This is a genomic window from Natrialba taiwanensis DSM 12281, from assembly GCF_000337595.1.
GTDB classification, from domain to species: Archaea; Halobacteriota; Halobacteria; order Halobacteriales; family Natrialbaceae; genus Natrialba; species Natrialba taiwanensis.
In genome coordinates this window covers 52520-72243 of record NZ_AOIL01000012.1, presented here as the reverse complement: position 1 = coordinate 72243, position 19724 = coordinate 52520, and the positions used below count along the sequence as shown (strand labels likewise).

At 62.9% G+C, this 19724-nt stretch carries 22 protein-coding genes; 9 read left to right on the top strand and 13 right to left on the bottom strand.

The window, feature by feature from the left end:
• The first annotated feature begins 101 nt into the window (after positions 1-101).
• Together C484_RS02635 and C484_RS02630 are read left to right on the top strand one after the other, a co-directional pair.
• On the top strand, positions 102-1682 hold the full coding sequence (locus C484_RS02635) for a DUF790 family protein (protein ID WP_006824428.1): 1581 nt from the start codon (positions 102-104) through the stop codon (positions 1680-1682).
• 147 nt (positions 1683-1829) lie between these two features.
• Entirely contained in the window at positions 1830-2540 is a 711-nt protein-coding gene (locus C484_RS02630) for a hypothetical protein (RefSeq protein ID WP_006824427.1), read from the top strand.
• A gap of 265 nt (positions 2541-2805) precedes the next feature.
• On the opposite strand, the gene C484_RS02625 is transcribed toward C484_RS02630, so the two are convergent.
• On the bottom strand, positions 2806-3357 hold the full coding sequence (locus C484_RS02625; protein WP_006824426.1) for a DUF7122 family protein: 552 nt from the start codon (positions 3355-3357) through the stop codon (positions 2806-2808).
• Positions 3357-4265 (bottom strand): RsmB/NOP family class I SAM-dependent RNA methyltransferase, encoded by a 909-nt coding sequence (locus C484_RS02620; RefSeq protein ID WP_006824425.1) that lies wholly within the window; start codon positions 4263-4265, stop codon positions 3357-3359. The genes C484_RS02625 and C484_RS02620 overlap by 1 nt, the downstream gene beginning before the upstream one ends.
• Before the next feature lie 111 nt (positions 4266-4376).
• Here C484_RS02620 and C484_RS02615 point away from each other — a divergent pair, with 111 nt between their 5' ends.
• The 5 genes from C484_RS02615 (at position 4377) to C484_RS02595 (ending at position 8719) form a co-directional block, all read left to right on the top strand.
• Positions 4377-5123, top strand: a complete 747-nt coding sequence (locus tag C484_RS02615; protein ID WP_006824424.1) for a proteasome assembly chaperone family protein — start codon at positions 4377-4379, stop codon at positions 5121-5123.
• A gap of 112 nt (positions 5124-5235) precedes the next feature.
• Positions 5236-6612 (top strand): geranylgeranyl reductase family protein, encoded by a 1377-nt coding sequence (locus C484_RS02610; protein ID WP_006824423.1) that lies wholly within the window; start codon positions 5236-5238, stop codon positions 6610-6612.
• 104 nt (positions 6613-6716) lie between these two features.
• Positions 6717-7559, top strand: coding sequence for an aldo/keto reductase (locus C484_RS02605; protein ID WP_006824422.1), 843 nt, complete (start codon positions 6717-6719; stop codon positions 7557-7559).
• 119 nt (positions 7560-7678) lie between these two features.
• The gene (locus tag C484_RS02600; RefSeq protein ID WP_006824421.1) at positions 7679-8428 is read left to right on the top strand and encodes a hypothetical protein; all 750 of its coding nucleotides are present in this window, start codon (positions 7679-7681) and stop codon (positions 8426-8428) included.
• 96 nt (positions 8429-8524) lie between these two features.
• Positions 8525-8719: a DUF7333 family protein gene (locus C484_RS02595; protein WP_006666447.1), complete on the top strand. Its 195-nt coding sequence runs from the start codon at positions 8525-8527 to the stop codon at positions 8717-8719.
• 30 nt (positions 8720-8749) lie between these two features.
• Here C484_RS02595 and C484_RS02590 read toward each other — a convergent pair whose 3' ends face one another.
• The 4 genes from C484_RS02590 to C484_RS23335 form a co-directional block, all read right to left on the bottom strand.
• A complete protein-coding gene (locus C484_RS02590) occupies positions 8750-9949 on the bottom strand; it encodes an AGE family epimerase/isomerase (RefSeq protein ID WP_006824420.1) in 1200 nt (399 codons plus the stop codon).
• Between the two features lie 167 nt (positions 9950-10116).
• Positions 10117-11088: a phosphoadenosine phosphosulfate reductase family protein gene (locus C484_RS02585; RefSeq protein ID WP_006824419.1), complete on the bottom strand. Its 972-nt coding sequence runs from the start codon at positions 11086-11088 to the stop codon at positions 10117-10119.
• Positions 11089-11210: 122 nt separating this feature from the next.
• On the bottom strand, positions 11211-12320 hold the full coding sequence (gene wecB / locus C484_RS02580; RefSeq protein ID WP_006824418.1) for a non-hydrolyzing UDP-N-acetylglucosamine 2-epimerase: 1110 nt from the start codon (positions 12318-12320) through the stop codon (positions 11211-11213).
• Positions 12320-12493 (bottom strand): hypothetical protein, encoded by a 174-nt coding sequence (locus C484_RS23335; protein ID WP_160164216.1) that lies wholly within the window; start codon positions 12491-12493, stop codon positions 12320-12322. Before C484_RS23335 ends, wecB begins: the two co-directional genes overlap by 1 nt.
• A 562-nt stretch (positions 12494-13055) precedes the next feature.
• Between C484_RS23335 and C484_RS02570 the strand changes: the two genes are divergently transcribed.
• Positions 13056-14495: a hypothetical protein gene (locus C484_RS02570; protein ID WP_006824417.1), complete on the top strand. Its 1440-nt coding sequence runs from the start codon at positions 13056-13058 to the stop codon at positions 14493-14495.
• A gap of 113 nt (positions 14496-14608) precedes the next feature.
• Here C484_RS02570 and C484_RS02565 read toward each other — a convergent pair whose 3' ends face one another.
• The 5 genes from C484_RS02565 to C484_RS02545 all read right to left on the bottom strand — a co-directional run bounded on the left by C484_RS02565 (position 14609) and on the right by C484_RS02545 (position 17986).
• On the bottom strand, positions 14609-15190 hold the full coding sequence (locus C484_RS02565; RefSeq protein ID WP_006824416.1) for a DUF7110 family protein: 582 nt from the start codon (positions 15188-15190) through the stop codon (positions 14609-14611).
• A 117-nt stretch (positions 15191-15307) separates the two neighbouring features.
• Positions 15308-15652, bottom strand: a complete 345-nt coding sequence (locus C484_RS02560; protein ID WP_006824415.1) for a glutaredoxin family protein — start codon at positions 15650-15652, stop codon at positions 15308-15310.
• 203 nt (positions 15653-15855) lie between these two features.
• Complete coding sequence (locus C484_RS02555) at positions 15856-16287, bottom strand: CBS domain-containing protein (protein ID WP_049915003.1); 432 nt, start codon at positions 16285-16287, stop codon at positions 15856-15858.
• A 349-nt stretch (positions 16288-16636) separates the two neighbouring features.
• Positions 16637-17434, bottom strand: coding sequence for a succinylglutamate desuccinylase/aspartoacylase domain-containing protein (locus C484_RS02550; RefSeq protein WP_006824413.1), 798 nt, complete (start codon positions 17432-17434; stop codon positions 16637-16639).
• A gap of 60 nt (positions 17435-17494) precedes the next feature.
• Positions 17495-17986 carry a DUF309 domain-containing protein gene (locus C484_RS02545; RefSeq protein ID WP_006824412.1) on the bottom strand — a complete coding sequence of 164 codons (492 nt, stop codon included), beginning with the start codon at positions 17984-17986 and terminating at the stop codon, positions 17495-17497.
• Between the two features lie 123 nt (positions 17987-18109).
• Here C484_RS02545 and C484_RS23530 point away from each other — a divergent pair, with 123 nt between their 5' ends.
• Positions 18110-18265: a hypothetical protein gene (locus C484_RS23530; RefSeq protein WP_162832071.1), complete on the top strand. Its 156-nt coding sequence runs from the start codon at positions 18110-18112 to the stop codon at positions 18263-18265.
• Positions 18266-18272: 7 nt separating this feature from the next.
• Here C484_RS23530 and C484_RS02540 read toward each other — a convergent pair whose 3' ends face one another.
• Both C484_RS02540 and C484_RS02535 read right to left on the bottom strand, forming a co-directional pair.
• Positions 18273-18596, bottom strand: coding sequence for a carboxypeptidase regulatory-like domain-containing protein (locus tag C484_RS02540; protein ID WP_006824411.1), 324 nt, complete (start codon positions 18594-18596; stop codon positions 18273-18275).
• Between the two features lie 249 nt (positions 18597-18845).
• Entirely contained in the window at positions 18846-19679 is an 834-nt protein-coding gene (locus tag C484_RS02535; RefSeq protein ID WP_049914985.1) for a hypothetical protein, read from the bottom strand.
• Positions 19680-19724 lie beyond the last annotated feature (45 nt).

The window sequence follows — 19724 nt, the reverse complement described above, 5'->3', positions numbered from 1 at the left end:
GGTCAACGGTGGAACGTCCCCTAAAGATTCTTTCCAAGTTCGTCGGACGGGGTCGCGGCAGCCGCGCCACTTTTGGTATCCTCGCCCGGAACAACACTTAGATGCTGACGAAGGACCTGCTGCGCGTCTCCCGCGCCGGCGGCGGTTTCCATCCGCAGTTCGCGACGCGCGAGCACCGCCCGCTCGCCGCCCGCGTCATCGGCACCTATCAGGGCCACGTCGGCGAGCGGCGGGCGACGCTCGAGTCGGCTCTGACGGACCTCGAGCGCGATGCGGACGACTTCAAACTCGTCCGCGGCCTGTCGGCGCTCGTCGAGCGCGAGTCGACATTCGAAACCGACGCCGCGATCGACCCCGAACGCGCCCGCAAAGCCGCCTTCGAAGCCGCCGAGTCCGTCGACGTCGTGGATCGGGACGAACGCGCGATGGCACTCATCCGCGCCGGCGAGTCGCTCTCGCTCTCGGCGGACGAACTCGAGCACGCGCTGTACGCCGACCTCGACGATCGGCAGGTCCTCGCATCGGTCGAGCCCCGTTGGGATCCGGACGGCCTGCTCGCCCAGTACAACCTCTCGCTGGCTCAGACGGCGCTGTTCGACGCGACCGAGGTGCGCGTGCGCTCGAACGATCCCAAGGCGCTGGTGTCGGCGATTAAGCGGCTGCGATTGATGTACGAAATTCACAACCCGGACGCCGCGGTCGGGACGACGGGCGACATCGCGAGTAACCGTAAGATCGTCGTCACCGGCCCGACGCACCTCTTCCGGGCAACCCGGCGGTACGGCACCCGCTTCGCGCGGCTCCTCCGGACGATCGCGAAGGCCGACGAGTGGCACCTCGAAGCCACCATCGACGACCGCGGCACCGAGCGGACGCTTTCGCTCTCCCACGAAGACCCCGTGGGCGTCCCCGACGCCGAGCCGGTCGCTGACGTGACCTTCGATAGCAGCGTCGAGGCCGACTTCGCCGCCCGCTTCTCACAGGTCGGCCTCGACTGGGATCTCGTGCGCGAGCCCGAGCCCCTCGCGACGGGCACGCGGGTGATGATCCCCGACTTCGCGTTCGAGTATCGTCCCGCTGGCAGCACCCGCGGGAACTCGTCGGACGCGGGAGACGGTGGCCGCGGCGACTTCCGCGTCTATTTCGAGATTATGGGGTTTTGGACCCCCGAATACGTCGAAAAGAAGCTCTCCCAACTCGAGACCCTGGAAGACGTCGCTCTCCTCGTCGCCGTCGACGAATCGCTCGGCGTCGGCGAGGAGATCGAGACGCGCGACCACCGGGCAATCCCCTACTCGGGTACCGTTCGCCTCAAGGATATCGTCGACGTGCTCCGGGAGTACGAGACCGACCTCGTGCGCGAGAGCGCGGCCGACCTACCTGACGAGTTCACACCCGACGCAGACGTGATTGAACTCGAAACCCTGGCAGCACGCCACGGCGTCAGCACGGACGCGCTCGCCGACAAGCGCTATCCGGACCACGAGTTCATCGGGCGAACGCTCGTCCGGCCCGCGGTGCTCGATGCGCTTCGCGCAGAACTCGAGTCAGGACTGGCGTTCGAGGAGGCCGAGGCGGTCTTTGCGGAGTACGACATCTCGGATTCGAGCGCGGCGCTCGCTGAACTCGGCTATCGCGTCGAGTGGGAGGGGCTGAGTGGCGGGACGGTCGTCGAACGATAATCGGCGACACTGCGTCAGACGACCCTGGCTATCGAGATTCGGGACGGAGATGCCACCGGGTACGACCGACCGAGCCGATCGCCGGTTTCGCGCTCCGAAAACGCGGGGAGCGAACACCGTTATTATCGTTCGGGTCGATAGGCGCGTATGATATACGATCGAGGTGTTCCAGCCGAATACCGGGAGATCGACCGCTGGGACGACGGCGTCGGCTGGCTTGCCCATCCCGACGAAGGCAGCCGTCGAGCGAGTCACGCGGTCGCCGGTGCCGACGGTATCTGGCTGCTTGACCCCCTCTGGGCACCCGGCGTCGACGACCTGCTCGACGAGTTCATCGCCGACCGCGAGGACGACGTCGCGGGCGTTGCGATCTGTTCGAACTGGCACACCCGCGACGCGGACCGGTTCGCACACCGGTACGATGTGCCGGTCTTCGTCCCGGAATGGATGGGACGGGTCGACGAGCGCACGGGCGAGTCGGTACGCCGCTACGAGGAATCGGTCGACCCGGCGGTCCGAACCGTTCGCTGCGAACCGATCCCGCTGTGGAACGAGGCGATTCTGTACTGGGACGATCACAACACCCTGTACGTCCCCGAATCGATGGGGACCGTCGATCCCTATACCATTGGCGACGAGCGAATCGGGCTCGAACTGTTTCGCCGACTCGACCCGCCCCGCTCGCTTCGTGAACTCGAGCCGGATCGAGTTCTCGTTGGCCATGGCGCAGGCGTTCTCGAGGATGCAACGCGGGCGCTCGAGTTCGCGCTAGCGGGAGCGAGGCGGCGGTTTCCAAGGGCGCTGCTCGAGAACGGTCCGGCGACGGTGCGAGCGCTCTACGGTGCCGTCCGCGGCTGAGTCGTTCTTCGGTGGTCAGTCTCTCGTAGCCCGTGCGAGCGAGATCCACGAGGCCGATCGCACAAAAGACGATTGTCACCGGAAGAATGCCCGGTTCGACGCCGGGAAGCATCGGAACGGGCGTGTGCCGGCCAGCGGGAAACAGCAGGACGACCGGCGACTCAGAGTTTAGCACGACCAAGCAGGGGCGAGACAGCCGTCTTTTCACGGGCTGGTCGATTGGGCGGTACCGCCGAAAACGCGACAATCTACCGGCGGGCGACGACTAGAGGTCGCGCTGGCGTCCCTTCGGCACCATCGAGCGCAGTTCGCCGTGGACGTACAGGCCGACGCCGAGCGGTTCGCGCTCGCCTGCAACGGTGTGGGCCGCGATCAGGTAGCCCCAGTCGCCGTCCCACGCGAGTTCTTGATCCTCGCCCGCGGCGAACCGTCGGGCCTGCTCGCGATCCAAGTCGATCACGCACTCGCTGGCGTGGTGGCCGAAGCGTTGGACGAAGTCCGTGGTCGGCTTCCAGTGCTCCTGGCGGGTGCGCAGGCAGGTCATACCGATGGCCTCGATTTCGACCGGCGTCGAAGCCTCCCCACTGTAGAGCCAGATCTTGCCCGCACCCTTCTCCCAGAACGTGTCGTCATCGAAGGTTGCCGGCGGAATGGCAAAGCGGTCCGCGAAGAACTCGAGGACCTCCTCGCGGCTGGCGCGGCCCTCGACGGTCCGCTCGGCGGCGGTTTCGGGCAGACGGCCGAACCGCTGGCCGACGTTTTGCTCGAGTTCTCGCTCCGCGTCGTCGGCCCTCTCGTCGGTTGTGTCGTCTTCCATCAGGCGGTCACCTCCAGTTTCGCCACAAAAAAGCCGCCCGTGTCGTTGTGGTGCGGGTAGATCCGCGCGGCCCGTTCGAGCGCGGCGTCGAACGTCTCGCCGTCCCATTCGGCGAGGCCGGGCGCGTACTCGAGACCGAGATCGAAGTCGACGACGCGGCAGTCTTCCGTCTCGAGGGCGTGCTGGACGACGGCCTCGTTCTCCTCGGGCGCGAAGGTACACGTCGAGTAGACGACGGTACCGCCCTCGCAGGTCGCCTGAAGCGCGCGGCGGAGGATACCCTTCTGAATGCCTGCGACGGAGTTGATGTGGTCCGGCGACCAGTTGTCGAGCGCGTCGGGGTTCTTCCGGATCGTCCCCTCGCAAGAGCAGGGTGCGTCGACGAGCGCGCGATCGAACTCGTCGAACGGGAACCGCTGCAGGGAATAGTTGCGCGCGTCGTCGTTCGTCACGGCGAGGCTGGTCGCACCGAGGCGTTCGGCGTTGAACCGCAGCGCCGAGATGCGACCGAGATTGCTGTCGTTTGCGACAACTGTCCCGCGATCGTCCATCAGCGCGGCGAGCTGGGTCGCCTTCCCGCCCGGGGCCGCACAGCAGTCCCAGACGCGGTCGCCGGGTCGGGGATCGAGGACGACCGGTGGGACCGCCGAAACCTCCTCCTGACCGTGCGTGAAGCCGTGGAACGAAGTCCACGTCGACCCCGGCGAGTTCGTCTCGAGGCGAAGCACGCGCGGGTTCCAGTCGGCCTGATCGTAGGCGACGCCGTCCTCCTCGAGGGCGGTCGTCGCGCGTTCGACCGAGGTCTTGATCGTGTTCACGCGCACGGCGTTGCCGAGCGGTCGCTCGCAGGCGGCGAGAAACGCCTCGAAGTCGTCGATAATCGGTCGATACCGCTCGAGTGGCTCCATTAGCACCCGGTTCGAACGCCCGGCGTTTGTGGGTTTCGAAGGCCGTCCCATCGCGTTCGCTTGTCAGAAGTCGGCGTCGTTTTTATGGCGATCCACCGTGTCTGCCAATCCATGGCACGAATCAGCCTGCAGGGGGACGAAGCCACGCTCGAAAATCCCACCTTCGTCGAGGGCTTTCCCGGGCTCGGCCTCGTCGGCAAGATCGCGACTGACCACCTCGTGGACGAACTCGATATGCGCTACTACGCGAGCGTCCACTGCGATGGACTCCCCCGCGTCGGCGTCTACCGAAGCGGTGACCGGACTGCGCGCCCGCCTGTCAGGCTCTACATCAGCGAGGAACACAACCTGCTCGCTCTCCAGAGCGATGCACCGATTCGATCGGAAGCACTCGGTGACGTGGCTCAGTGCATAACGAACTGGATCGTCGACCACGGGGCGACGCCGCTCTATCTCAGCGGCCTTCCGGCCGAACGCGACGACGGCCGGCAACCCGACCTCTACGGCATCGCGACCGGCGACGCGGCCACCCTCCTCGACGAGCGCGAAATCGACGTTCCTCCCGAAAACGGCGTAGTTACCGGCCCAACCGGCGCGCTCATCAACCACGCCGCCCAGGCCGACTACGACAGCCTCGGCCTCGTCGTCGAATGCAGTCCGCAGTTCCCCGACCCCGAGGCCGCGAGCATCCTCCTCGATGACGCCATCGCGCCACTCGCCGACCTCTCCGTCGACGTTCGCGAACTCGTCGAGCGGGCCGAGGAGATTCGCGAGAAGCGCGAACAACTCGCACAGCAGATGCAAGCCGCCGGCCAGGAACAGAGTACGCAGGCGCAGCCGCTTCGAATGTACCAGTAACGAGAGATCGGATACTCGATTTCGGACCGAAATCGGGAATTCCGTCCTTCTGACGGCATCAAAACACTTCCCACGTATTTTTTATTCTTGATACCCTTCGACCGGAACAGAGATGACTTCGGCTACGGAGGCCTACGATATTGTGGTCGTCGGCGGGGGGACTGCCGGCTGCTTCGCTGCGACGACCGCCGCCCGAGAAGGGCTCGACGTCGTCCTCCTCGAACGGAAAAGCGAGGAGGAGGGGGGATACATCGCCTGCGGCGACGGGATCAAAGGAAAGAGTTCGTTCCCCGACGTCCTCGATCGCGAGCGGCTCAAGGACGAGGCGTTTACGAACCAGGGGATCGAACGCGCCGTCTTCGAGAACCCCGAGACCGAGGAGACGATCGAGATCCCGTTCAACGAGACGGGCGGCGTCGTCGACCGCTGGAAGTACGGCCAGATCCTCTTGGAGGAAACCGCTCGGGCCGGCGTCGACATCCACTACAATACGGTCGTCAACGACGTGATTCAACCGAACGGCACGGTGCGAGGCGTCACCGCAGTCAGGGACGGCGACCCCCTCGAGTACGGGGCCGAGATCGTCATCGACGCCGCGGGCGCGCTCTCGGTCCTGCAGGACAAGGCCGACCTCTCCGCCTCGACGTTCGATACGAACGTGAACTACTCGCAGTTCTGCTCGGCCTACCGAGAAGTGCTCGAGATTCCCGAACCGGTCGAGTGGGACGACGCGCTCGTGTTCAAGCCCACCGAGGAACTGGGTTATCTCTGGTACTTCCCGCGCTCGGCGACCGAGATCAACGCCGGCCTGGGCTTCCAGATGACCGAGGAGCCGATGGAACTCGTCGACGTGCTCAAAAACGACATCGCCAATCGCGCCGAGTTCGCAGACGCCACGGTCAAGAACAAACTCGGCGCTGCGCTCCCGACGCGGCGACCCTACGACTCGGCGGTCCACCCCGGCTACGTGGCCGTCGGCGACGCCGCGGGGCACGTCAACCCCTGTACCGGCGGCGGAATCCCCGGTGCCGCAAAGGCCGCCCACTGGGCCGCACAGGTCGCCGTCGACGCGATCGCTGACGGCGACGTGAGCGAAGCCGCCCTCTGGGAGTACAACCAACGCGTCCAGACCGACTTCGGCAAGCGCTTCGCCGCGATGGACCTCTACAACATCTTCGGCACCGCCCACGACCTCGGTGAACTCGTCTCGGTCGTCACCGCGATTCCGGGCCAACAACTCGTCGACGCGATCGGCAAGAAGGGGACCGCCGAGATGAGTTTCGGGCTCAAGCTCAAGACGGTCATGAAGACCTTCGGCCACTGGGGTACCCTTTATGAACTCTACAAGGTCCAGGACGCCGCCGGCTCGCTCAAGGACGTGTACGACAGCTATCCCGATAGCCCCGGTCACTTCGATGCCTGGCAGGCAGAACGTGATGCGTTGATGGACCAGGTATACGATATTACGGGAGCCAGTCCGAAGTACTAACCCGACTCGGTCTGGCGGTTCTCCGCCGGTGTGAGTGTGTCTCTGGTGATCACAGTCCATCCGTAACCCAAACCCATTTTCGCGTCCCGCCCCTTGATTCGGACATGGTTGCCGACAACGTTGAGACGATCGCTCCAGAGACGTGTCCGACCGCAAACGGCATGCCGATGCTCGGACTCGGAACCTGGCAGAACGACGACCCGGAGGACTGCACCGAAAGCGTTCGAACGGCGCTCGAAACGGGCTATCGCCACATCGACACTGCACAGGCCTACGACAACGAGGAAGCGGTCGGCGAGGGTATCGCTCGCGCGAACGTCGACCGCGAGGACATCTTCCTCGCGACCAAGATTTGGATCTCGAACCTCTCCCACGACGACGTGCTCGAGACCGCTCGCGCGAGTATCGACCGCCTCGGCGTCGACTACCTGGACCTGCTGTACATCCACTGGCCGTCCCGAACGTACGACGCCGAGGAGACGCTGTCGGCCTTCTCGGAACTGTACGATGAGGGGCTGATCGAGAACGTCGGCGTCAGCAACTTCCTCCCCGAACAGGTCGAAACGGCCGTCGACGTCTGCGACGCGCCGATCTTCGCAAACCAGGTCGAACTCCACCCGCTGCTGCCACAGGAGGAGATCCGCGCAACCTGCGAGCAAAACGACGTCGAAGTCGTCGCCTACTCGCCCCTGGCCCGGGGTGCTGTGTTTGAGCAGCCAGCAATTCAGGATATCGCGGCCAAACACGACGCCAGCGAAGCGCAGGTTAGCCTCGCCTGGCTGCGCGAGAAGGGCGTCACCGCGATTCCGAAGGCGACGGGCGAGGCACACATTCGGGACAACTGGGACTCCCTGACGCTTGAACTCGAGCAGGAAGACGTCGATGCGATCGACGCGATCGACGAAACGAGTCGCCAGGTCGATCCCGAGTTCGGTCCCTGGAACTGACAGGCGGACCTCGCTTTCGGGCCGTCGGATCGAGACGCCGTCCATTTCTATACGTCTAGAGAAGGCTGAAACACAGAAAAGGAGGAAAGTTTACGGTACGTCAGTTTTTTGGCTCACGTATGTCAACCCGTACGCAACGTGGCGGCGGTGGGGGGATCGTCGGCGCGATCAGGGCCGACCTGACCCAGTTACACGGCGCCTGGATGGAACTGGTCTTCCCGCGACAGCGCGGCCGCGGCCACTCCGTCATGGGAAAGTGGCAACCCGAAACGCTTCCGCAGAAAAGCACCTACTACCTCTGGAGCGTGCTCGGCACGATCGGGCTACTCGTCATGTATCCGCTTACCGTTCTCGGCTTTGCAACCCGCTACTACGCGGCGAAACTCGACTCGACGCGGACGCGACTCGGCATCGTTGGCGTTACCGGTATCGCCCTCCTCGTCTGGGGGACGCTAACCGTCGTTGCTCACCTGCAGCTTCCGATGGAGGAGACCGTCGCGATCGCCGCTGCCAGTGCCGTCGCAACCGTCTCGACGGCGCTTGCAGCCGGGTTCTCGAAGGCGGGCGGACGGTTCGTCTCCGTGCTCCTCGCCTATCCGTTCGCGATGACCGCGCTGTTCCTCCCGCCGGTCGTCGCCGCCCTCGTCACCCCCTCGCTCGAGGGCGCTATCCTCGAACCCAGCTACGAGTTCGCCGCCTGGGCGCTCGATAACGTCCTCCACGTCGGCGGCCTCAACGAGTTCCTGCGGTCGAACTACGAACTCGAAGGGGCGGCCTACGCGGCGATGTGGGTCGGCATTTCGTTCCCGCTCGGCTGGTTCTTCGGAAGCGTCGTGGCGCTGGCGAACCTGGTTCGACCCTCCGAGTGAGTTCCCGCGATTCTGAGAACCGGCATCCGTTTGATTGCCAGTGAACGAACAGTCAGTTTCGATAACGTTAGGCCGATTCGGTCCCGAGGAGCGAGTATGGCACTCGACCTGCCGAAGACGATTGGCGCGTTCGTCCTGATCGTCGCCATCGGAACGGCCGCGATGGTGATGATGCCGGTTAGTATGGGCACGGACACGATCCTGATGATGGTCACACCGTCGATGGCCGTGTTCGGCGCGATCATGCTCGCGATCGGCGTCAAACACGGCGAGTACCGCGCGACGAACTGAGTCACCGGCGGTCCGCCGTCGACACCGCCTTCACTTCTCACCCGTGTCGTCCGCAATGGCATCCATCGCAAGCCAGCAGTTCGTCAACGGATGGTAGCCCGGCTCGACCGCCGTCCCGCGGTTCGGCCCCTCCCGCTCGTGGTCGCGTGCCAGCCGCTCGTACCAGTTGCCGTACCGCGGATTGATCAGGTGCGACTCAGCGTACTCCCAGAGACGGTCGTACCACGACAGATAGGCCTCGTCCTCCCGACTCAACAGCGCGCTCGCGCCGATCGCCTCCGCGTGCGCCCAGCCGTACTTGTCGGGGACGATCGGCGTCCCGTCCGACTCGACCGTGTAATAGAGCCCGCTGAACTCGTCGTCCCAGCCGAGTTCAACTGCGGCGTCGAACAGTTCGCGTGCGCGCGGCAGAAGCCAGTCCGCCGAGTGATGGTCCGCAAGCAGCGCGAGGAGTTTCGCCCATTCGGCGTGGTGGCCTGGCTGGAAGCCCGGTGGACGGAACTGGTGGCGCGGATTATCGGCGTTGTGCGACCAGTCCGGGTCCCAGGATTCGGTGTAGTGTTCCCAGAGGAGTTCGTCGGGGTCGTGCGTCCGCGTGAGTTGTCGGGTGAACCGGTCGGCAACCGTGTATGCGCGGTCCAGATAGCGCTCTTCGTTGGTCGCCTCGTAGGCTGCGAGCAGGGCCTCGCAGGCGTGCATATTCGCGTTTTGCCCGCGATAGGGATCGACTCGCGTCCAGTCCGGGGCGGCCTGGTCGGCGTACAGTTCGTGAGTCGGCTCCCAGAAGCGCTCTTCGAGCACAGCGAAGGCGCGCTCGAGTTCGGCGCGTGCGCCGGGAATCCCGGCTTGGAGCGCGCGGGCGCTCGCGAGGAGAACGAACGCGTGGCCGTAGCAGTATCGCGTTCGGTCGGTCGGCGTTCGGCCGTCGAGCAGCCAGTCGTACCCCTCGGTAGCGGAGTCCCAGTGGGCCGTCGAGAGAAAGCGCAGGCCGTGTTCGGCGGCGTGGCGACACCAGTGGGGACCGTCGGCCAGGACGCCGAGGCTGAAGTTGTGGACGCCGCGGGCCGTGGCGACGAGGTGTCGGGTGCGCTCGTCGTAGACGTGGCCGTCCCGTTCGTCGAGTTGGGCGATGTAGCCGCCGATCCGTGTGTCGAGACAGTCCGGGTAGTAAAAGTTGAGAACGTCTCTGAATTGATGTCGAAGGGCGGCTCGAGTTCGGTAGATCGTCACGTGTCCGAGGGTACCGAGGCCGACACCATATACCTCCGGGAAAGTGGCGGCGGATGAAATAGGCGCGTGGATAGAAAGGGCTGTGAAGCGACGGCGTGAGGGGTGAAGCGTGAGAACGGAGCGTGTCGATAGGCAGGCGGATCGCCGCCGTTAGGCAATCACTTGTCTTACATGTAGCCGAGGTCGCGCAGGCGCTCCATCAGGTCCTCCTTGTCCTGGGCGCGGCCAGCGCGCTCGGTCGTTCCCTCGAGGTCCTGCAACCACGCGGGCTCGTCCTCGGTCTTCTCGGTGCTGATCTCGCTGCCGAGCGACCGGAATCCTTCCCAGTACTTCGGCGAGACCGGGGTGTCAGCGGGCTCGAGATCGTCCGGCAGGTCGTCCTTGCCTTCGGGGACGTAGCCGTCGTCCGGGAACTCGTCGACGGTGTCGGGCACGACGAAATTCCAGAAGGCCTCCCAGACGGCGGCCTCGTCGAACTGCAGGATGGGCTGGACGCGGTCGTGGGGTGGGTAGATGTCCGGGTCGTGACGCTCGGAGAAGAACGTCTCGTCGGCGCGAGCTTCCTGCTCGTCCCAGCGGACGCCCGAGAGGATGCCGTCGATGTCGTGCTCCTCCAGGGCGTCGTTGAGCGCGACCGTCTTCAGCAGGTGGTTGCCCGCGTAGGTGTCAAGCAGGAACGGGAAGGTGTCCTCCTCGTACTCGAGGATGTTCTCGACGTGGTGCTGATTGTGCTCGTCGAGTTCATTGACAGGGATGTCGTCGCCGGGCTCCAAGTCGTTCTCCTCGACGTACTGACCAATGTCCTCGTTGCGCGCGTAGATAACCTCGAGACCCCACTCGTCGGCCCAGTGGTCGACGAAATCGTGAATCGCGTCGAAGTGTTGGTAGTGGTCGATGAAAATCGCCGGCGGCACGTCGAGGTCGTAGCGTTCTGCGACCTGGGTGACGAAGTACAGGACGAGCGTCGAGTCCTTGCCACCGGTCCACATGACAGCTGGATTCTCGTACTGTTCTAAGCCCTGACGAGTGACCTCGATCGCCTTTTCGATCTTGTCATTGATGTGCGGATAGTCCGCCGGATCTTCGCCGGTACCGTCGTCGTAATCGACATCGACGTAATCGGGGAAGTTCTCAGTCATCGCGTGTAATTACATATAATTACCAGGATTAAACCCTTTGGGGGACCGGAAACCTCTGTCGCCATCTGTGATCGATACCGACCACATTCGAGAGTAAGGCCGTACCGGTTGCAACCCGCGGCTCAGCCGAGCGGCGGCGCTTCGAGACGGTCGTCCGGTTCGCTGTCGGCCAGGCGCTGCTGTAAGAGGCTGATGATCCGCTGGCCGGCCAACCCGTCGCCGTACGGCCGCGGCGTCGACTCCGGCTGCCAGTCCGCCGACATGGCCTCCCGAATGCGCGACCGGTCGGGGCCGACGAGCCGATTCCAGCCGCAGTCGACGGTTTCGACCCACTCCGTCTCCTCCCGCAGCGTCACACAGCGCGTCTCGAGGAAAAACGCCTCCTTCTGGACGCCGCCCGAATCCGTCGCCACCCGCTCTGCGGCATCGAGCAGCCGAACGAAGTCGAGATACCCCTGCGGCTCGATCACGTCGAGTTCACTCGTCGTGCGCTCCCAGAGCCCATACTCCCGGAGTCGATCGACCGTCCGTGGGTGCGCCGGGAAGACCACCGGCAGCGGTGCGTCCGCGAGGCCGTCGAGGATCGCCGCGAGATTCGCGCGGTCGTCCGTATTGCTCGCCCGGTGGACGGTCGCCAGGATGAACTCGCTTTCGGCCAGCCCGAGATCGTCGAGGATCGTCGACTGTGCGACCGATCGGTCGCGCGCATCGAGGATGGCGTCGTACATCACGTCGCCCGTCCAGAAGACGCCGTCAGTGATACCCTCCGCCGTGAGGTTCTCGATCGCATCTCGGCTCGGCGCGAAACAGAGGTCTGACGCGTGGTCCGTTAGCACCCGATTGATCTCTTCGGGCATCGACCGATTGTCGCTGCGGAGTCCGGCCTCGATGTGGGCGACGGCGACCTCCCGCTTCGAGCCGACGATCGCGCCCGCGAGCGTCGAGTTCGTATCGCCGTAGAGCAGGATGGCATCCGGGTCGGTCTCTTCGATCACGGGCTCGATCGCCGCCACCATCTTTCCGGTCTGTCGCCCGTGGGTGTCCGACTCGACACCGAGGTTGAACTCGGGCTCGGGAATGTCGAGTTCGTCGAAGAAGACGTCCGAGAGTGTCTCATCGTAGTGTTGCCCGGTGTGGATCAGGGTTTCGTCGGCGACGGTGCGAAGTTTTCGAGAGACGACCGCGGCCTTGATGAACTGGGGTCTGGCACCGACGATGGAACAGACGTGCATTAGTTCGCCGTCACCTCTGTGCGGGCGTCACCGGTGTGTCGCCGCGTCACGTTCTCGACTGCCGATTCATCGCTTTGCACGAGGACCTCGTGCTCCGACGCACCGGGCCGTGAGCCGATCTCGGTGTACAGCGTGACGTGTGCTGGCGGGGTATTACAGAAGAGACAGCGCACGTCGGATCACCTCGTGAATCATGGCAGTCACGACTTCCGGGACGAGTCATATCGTTATCAGCGCGCTACCGAACGGAAGCACCCGATTCGCCTGAAAGTCTTGGATTCGAATGAGTGGGCGGTGAGAACGTGATCGAAAGTTGGGTGACCACCCGACGAGTATCGCGACGCTATCCGCAGGCGAACTATCGAATGAACCGACTACTACCGGCACGATGACTGTTCGGTCAACCTGACCGACCGAAACGGAAGACCGTCGTGCAATCGAACGCCCATTGAGACGGCTCCGCAGTCCGCGTCGGACTGCACTCGAACCGACGCTCGAACCGTTGATACGGATCGGTTACGGACGGAAAACGGTGACTACCGCACGTGATTGGCTGCGAACTCGACGGGTTCACACGGCGTACTGAAGGCTACCGCCGACTCCCACGACGGAGAGCGGTCACTGTCGCAGTCGAGCGTGAACGGCCGTTGGATCATCGTTCGAACGGTTGCTCGGCCGTCCTCGCTGTGACCGAGAACGAGTTGTTTTATATACATACTATTCATTGACGAAAATATGGTCCCCAACATCTCGTCTCTCAGCCGACGCCAGCTCCTCGTCGGACTCGCCGGCAGCGCCGAACTCGGCGTCCTCGTCGTCGGTGCTACCGGTGCAACCCTTCCGACGGCGCTGCCGGACCGGATAACCGACTGGGCGACGACGACCTACCCGACGCCACCGCCGGCGAGTTCACTCTGGCAGCCGACGGTAACGGAAGCACACGCCCGCACTGCGGTCGCGCTCCTCGCCGAAACCGAAGACGAATCGCGGGACCGCTGGGCGGAACTCGACCGCGAGCGCGCGCACGGTCCCGGCTCTGGCGGCTGGCGTTCGAACGCCGAGGAGGCGCTCGAAAACGGCGACTACGCCGGTGCACTGTTTGACGCCAGCTACGGGATGCAGTTCGCCGGGCAGGCTCTCGGTGAGGCGCGAGCGGAACTCGGCGACGCCGATCTCGACGACCTCGCGGACCGTGCCGTCGCGCTGTTCGACCGGATTGATGCAGTCGTCGCCGATATCGAGTCGTATCCGGTCGCCGACCCCGAACGCGATCTGGCGTGGTACGTCCACATCGAACGCGAACTCCGGCGCGGCCACCGACTCGCCGACTGGGATGCCCTCGAGACGGTCCACGACGATGCCGCGAAAGCGGGTGCGAAAACGGACACGGGAAGCGATGGAGCAGATGAGAGCGCGGAAGAAGCCTCCCAGAGCGATACCACCGAGCGCGAGGATGGCACGACTGACAGCGAGGCCGAACCGGATCGCACAGACACCGATCCGGAGACTATTGGGACGATCACGTCCGGTCTTCTGCGAGGCGAAATCGCCGTCAAGAGCGCCGAACGATACCGCGACCTGCTATGGGAGACCGTCGATGGAGCTGACGGATACGCCGACCACCTCCAGCGGATCGCCGACGAACTGCAAACCGACCTCGAGTCGATACCGACCCGAGACGAGGTCCTGTCGTCCATGGACGACGATACCGGCTCGTACGGCCCGTACGAGTTCGCCCACTATCGGCTCGCACGATGGGGTGACTGGGACGGCCCGTCGCCGTGGGAGACGGTCGACGACGACTTCCTGCTACTCCAGGTTCTCGAGGCGACGCGAGCGCTTGCGGACTGGCGAGCCTACGACGACGCCGTCGACGAACTCGAGATCGATGCCGACGACGGCGGATTCGATTCCGGACACGTACTGGATGAACAGCGCCGAGCGCGATCGACCTATCGGACGGTCGTCGGCGGGACCCAGACGCCCGTTATGGTCGTCCTCGCCAAGCCGGCGATCGGCGATATCCGGACCGCGGACGTGGATCGTGATTCCTGGCAGGACGGGTCGTGGGAACCCTGGAACGAACGCGTTCAATCCGACCTCAGTGCGCTCGTCGGCCGCGCGAGACTTCGGGAATACCCGGCCCTGTACGATCGACTCGTCGACGGCCGCTGATCGGGCGATGAAAACTGGCTGGTGACGACCTCACTGAACTCGGGCAGGGAGGGTTCGATTGATCTCAAGTGACTGTCCATCTCGACTCGGAGAAAACACCGCTAGAACCGCCGTCAGTCGCTGATAAACTTGTTATCGCGCCAATTAACACCCGTCTCGCCGGAGCCACGATCTCGAGGCCCTTCGACGACTTCGATATCCGCCGGTCGGGTCTCGCCGTCGACGATTCGCGTCGCCTCGAGATCACCGTCGTGTTCCGAAATCGCCGTGAGGGTGCCTTTCTCGGCAGCCGAGGCGATCTCACAGAGGACGAGGAACATCTCGTACTGCAGAAGCGAGTTCTGGAGGACGGTCTCGCGGTCGCCCTTGAACGCGGCGAACTCGACGAGTTCGGATTCGATTTCCTCTTCTTCCTCTTCGTCCCAGCGGAAGGAGTTGCGCCGCTCGTCGGGGTCTTCCTCGTAGACGCGGTTTTCGGTGACGCTGGCCTTGAGCTGGGCCGTCGGCGTGTACTTGCTGACCGACTGGTCTTCGGCGACGGCCTTCAGAATGAGGGTGTTGTTCCGGCGTGTGATCTCTACGTCGTCGATCCCGTCCGGATACGTCGCGTCAGCGATGTGGTCACGAAGGTCTTCGAGGGGCAATTCGAGCGTCGAATGCAGCCGATAAACGTGTCTGGATTCCTCTGTTGACATAGTGGGAAGGTGTGCAGCGACAGGCGTTATGTTCAATACGGGTGCCGGGCTTATATGACCTGCCATTGAAACCGTCCGCGACAGGTCTGGATGAATGTCCACCCCAGCGGGCGGGATTCACTCGCCGTTAAGCGTTTCAGCCAGTTCACCACGATCGTCGAGTTCAGCGAGAATGTCGGAGCCACCGACGAACTCGCCGTCGACGTACGTCTGGGGAATCGTTTCCCAGCCGCTTCGATCTTCGAGTGCGACGCGGAACTCGTCGAGCGACTCGAGCACGTCGACGGTTTCGAACTCGTCACGGTGCTCGGAGAGGAGTCCGAGCGCGCGGCGGGAGTAGCCACACTGGGGCATGAGTTCGGTGCCCTTCATGAAGAGCACGACCTCGTTGTCGTCGATGGCCGTCTCGACCTGTTCGGTCACGTCCTCCTGATCGAGGCCCTGGTTCGGTGGAAAGTCCATGTCTTCTTGGTCTATGTCGGTAGGCGGGATAGACCTTGCGCCTTGATCGGCGATCGGGTCTGCCAGTTTGGGGCTACGTAGTAGCACACGAAATACCCGTAGGGAACTACTTGTAAAACTGATTTGCAGCTAGCCGTCGGCACCGATAATCGGCGTTCTGAGTCCCAGCTCGAGTGCGTAAAAAGGGGTACTGAAACCAGTTCTCAGGGTTCCTCATACGGCGGTGATTCAGTCCGGACGACTTCGGAGAGATTGCTCAGTTCATCATCGAGGAGGACGACCAGATCATCGAACGTGACGATGCCTGCGAGTTCATCGCCTTCAACGACAGGCATGCGCCGGACGCCGTGTTCGGCCATCGTTGCACAGAGGTCGAACACGCCGTCATCAGACGAGATCGTGTACGGGTCACGATGCATGATATCGTCCGCTGTTAGGTCGTCAAGCGTTGCTCCGCCACTGAACTCCATCGCGATGTCGCGGTCAGTAATAATTCCGGCTGGCCGTTCATCCGATTCGATCACGACACAGCCAACTCGCCTGTCATCCATGAGCTGACAGATCTCTCGAAGGGACGCTGTCGGGTCCGCCGAGACGAGTTCGGTACGCGGGCGAGCGATATCTTTGATTGGCACGGAAATCACACCCCAGTTCGGGGATCGAGTGTAGTCTATGCTATTTGTGAACATAGACCACATCTGAGCTACCACGGAGAGCAACTAATAGCTTTGTCCCGAAGCGAGAACGCAGCACACAGCAATTGCGGTCGTTCTCCCGGGTCTATCGCCACAGTAAGGGACTGATACGGTCTGCTGTAACGATTTACCGGCGCAACCGCAGGACGGGCGCGGTTGCGTCGGAAATGACTTACAGCAGTCCGTATGAATGCTATCCAGCGAGCGGGTGCGTTTCGGCCGCGCGTTTTGGGTGTCGAGATCGGCCCACCGAAGCGATATGGGATAGTCGCTACCCAACTGATCGCGTTCACTCTGCAGTCGGGGACGACGTGATCACGTCGATCTTTTCCGCGGAGTATCCGAAGACGTTCCGGTAGCCGTTCGACGACATGAGAACCGGGTAGAAGGCTTCTTCAGCGATCTGTTCGACGCCGTCCGCTGCAACGAACGGATCACCGGCCGGAACTTCGGTGAAATTCTCGACGAAGACCTCGTACTTCTCCGCTCGCTCTTTTGGAATCACGTCGGTGAGCCGGAAGACCGGCAGATCGCGTCGGACGGTATCACCTGGCAGCGCACCGACGGCAGTGAGGAACGCGCGCGTCAGTCGATCCGCGTTCTGGGCTGCCGTCTCCGAGCCCTGGAGTCCGCACTCGACCTCGATTGTTTCGACCGTCGAGAAGAGCCGTCCCTCGGCGAACTCGCTCGTTTCGACCATCGCGACGACCGGAAGCTGTGGACACACCGTCGTCGCGGTCTCGCTGACCTCGTTGACGATGGCAAACGGATCGGCGTGGCTTTGCGTCGAATGCATCGAGAACGTCAGACAGTCGCCGAGTGCAGAAACGAGTTCGTTCGCGAGCCGACCCTCGTGTGTCTCGGCGTCGGGGTCGCCGGGGAACGCACGGTTGAGGTCCTCGTCAACGAAACGGACCTGTCGCTCCAGGGCCTTCTCGTTCGCGACGATTAGCTTGACCGGCCGGGAGACGGTCGGTTGTTCGTCAAGCAATCGCTCGATCGCCCGGACACCACAGGGTTCGTCGCCGTGAACACCGGCCACAATCGCGATCTCCGGCGTCCCTGACCCGAGCTGTGCAACTCTCATTAGGTATCTATTACCGCTTCGATCCCAAAGGCAATTCGATCTTCGCCACCGGGCGACTGCTTAGTCCGCACGCGTCGCGGCGAACTCGTAGTCGGCTGGGTCGGCGGTGGGATAGTCGTTGTCGAGACGAATCTGCCACTCGTCGACGTGTTCTGGGGTTTCGATCGCATTCGTCAGGACAGTTCGTACGTCGAGCAGATCCACGCCGTAGAAGTCTCGCGGGACGCCCTGAATGTACTGGAGTGCCGTCCGGAAAAGCGAGCGCAAGCCATCATCATTGGCGAACCCGACACGTTTGTAGACGCCCGCAGCGACCTGGACCATGCCGTGACAGAACGAACTCTCGACCGTGCCGCGGCCGTAGTTGTACCACTCGGCTTCGAAGCAGTCGTGGCTCTCGTGAAACGCGCCGTCGTTGAACAGCCGGACGCCGTGAACTGTCGCCCGACGAAGTGTCGCGTGCTCCCAGCGACCGCCATCTTCGTGTTCGATCCAGCCGGTCGGTGCGTTCGGAGGCGGGTCGACGGAGGGATCGTTCGTGTGCTCGTCCATACGTAGTCGTCCGTCGCGCTGACAGTTATGTATACTCGTAGTTCCCCGCAAGCAATCGTGACTGTCACGTATTCGATCAGGTAAGCGAAGTGTTTATTTCGGTCGCGGCTAACGTCCGGATAGATGATTCATCCCGACGGACGGTGTCACTGTTGTGGCGAGCGACTCTACGGGAACGTCTCCGGCGGCTATCGCTGTCCGAATTGCCAGACCGAGTCTACGGACGCTTCGTCCGAAGAGGAGACGCCAACGGTCCCCAAGACGCCACAGACGCCGTAGTCACGAGTTACGCGCGACAGACGAGCGCTCGTCGCGCACGCTGTCTCGTTGCGGACGACGTAACTGCTCGCACGAGTTCAGTTGCGGGCCGGTATGCCTCGCAGTCGGTTGCGGGAGCGATCACGAGCAGTTTCCAGAAGCCGGGCGACTGAAACGTCAGCTGACAGCGGCCGTTTGCATCCGTTGTCGTCCGCTTCGATCCTGTCAGCGTCGTGATCGTCGCACCGTCGATCGGGCGGTGCGAGGAGGTTCGAACGCGGAGCTGAAACGGCTGTCCGACGGTTGCTTCTCGGTCCTCGAGTTCGACGACGAGCGGTCTCCTGTTCGCCATGGTATTCGGACACACAGTCTATCCAAAAAGGCGGTCCCTGCCCGTGACGGGCGATGGTAGCTGGGAGGACTGTCTCTAGTAGCTACTGCAAGTCCTGCACGCCCGATGGCACGAGGGCTGTGTAATCGGTGTGTAAATCGGTGCAGTTGGTACGATAACAGTAGATCGTGTCGTACCCCCTTCATTTAACAATTCTCATGAAACAAAATAAATTATTCAACAACTACGTGTGCGAATTGAACAGGCAAGTCAGAATACTCCGACGATGAAACCAAATCCCATGATGATGAGGACGGTTGCGGAAAACGCTGGGAGGTACGGCGTGTACTGCTTGACTTTCTCCTCGGAGTGCTGGTAGCCTGCAATCAACAGCATCGTCAGTCCGACGATACCCACGATGACGGTGAGGGCGTACGCACTTATCAGTTCGAGACAGTGGTTTGACCCGGCACAGAGCGCAATAATCTCGAACTCTTCTTCGTGGGCAAAACCGAGAACGAACGCGAACCACGCGATCCCGAGGAGGCCACGGTCAGTTGTCTCTTTGGGATCCTCGTGTGAGTGAGTGTGCCCACCGAGGAAGGGAGCGAAGCCCATCAAACGGTTGATTATTCCATCGTTGTGTTCGTGTGAATGGCCGTGGTCAGGGTCATGCGAATGGCCCTGCTCGTTCAGATCGTGTTGGTGGTCGTGGCTGTGATGGTCGGAGTGGCCATCATCAGCGTGATTGCCGTGAGAATGTCCGTGAGAGTATTCACGAATCCCAAGCACGACGAGCAGGACACCGGCAACAAGACCGACTGGCCCGCCGATTTGGATACCACCAAGTATCGTCATTGGCTCGTTTACCTGCGTGAGGTTGAAGTAGTCCTTCGCGTAGAAGAATACTCCCACCATCGCGATACTGCTGATAAGGTGGCCGACGCCGATAATGAGGCTCGCCGCGAACCCGTACATCCACTTGTTCGTCTGGTCAAGAGCGTACGAGGCGGCAACGGGCCATCCGTGACCTGGTTCGATGCCATGAACAGCACCGAGAGCGACCGCTCCAAAGAAGAGACCGAGTGCGTCGCCGTGTAACATCCCGATTGAGAATCTGCTACCGACGTGAATAACGGTTGTTAATAC